This window comes from [Mycobacterium] manitobense, from assembly GCF_025821665.1.
In the GTDB taxonomy this organism is placed as follows: Bacteria; Actinomycetota; Actinomycetes; order Mycobacteriales; family Mycobacteriaceae; genus Mycobacterium; species Mycobacterium arseniciresistens.
In genome coordinates this window covers 1-441 of record NZ_JACKSJ010000165.1, presented here as the reverse complement: position 1 = coordinate 441, position 441 = coordinate 1, and the positions used below count along the sequence as shown (strand labels likewise).

The window sequence follows — 441 nt, the reverse complement described above, 5'->3', positions numbered from 1 at the left end:
CGGAACCGAGAGCCGCGCTGCGATCCGGACCGATACCCTCCTGGGCCGGAAGAACATTCAGGTGGAGCCGCGCGGTGACCAGATCCTTCAGCCGCGCGCTTTTCTACCGGTCGAGCAGACCCAGACGCCGTACCAGATCTACGACGCATTCCTCGATGTCACCCGAGCCTCGCAGGGCTGGGACACCCAGGCCGTCAAACAGTCGCTGAACGTACTGTCCGAAACTGTCGATCAGACCGCACCGCACCTGAGCGCAGCACTCAAGGGCGTGCAGGAGTTCTCCGATTCGCTGGGCAAACGTGACGATCAGCTCAAAGCACTGCTGGCCAACGCAGGCAAGATCGCCACAGTGCTCGGTGACCGCAGCGCGCAGGTCAACGCGCTGCTGGTCAACACGCAGACGCTGCTGTCGGCGGTCAACGAGCGCCGGCAGGCCGTCAG

1 protein-coding gene is annotated in these 441 nt (G+C 64.2%); it reads left to right on the top strand.

The window, feature by feature from the left end; translation table 11 throughout:
• On the top strand, positions 1 to 441 hold a 441-nt coding region (locus tag H7I41_RS20155), incomplete at both ends, for an MCE family protein (RefSeq protein WP_372503773.1).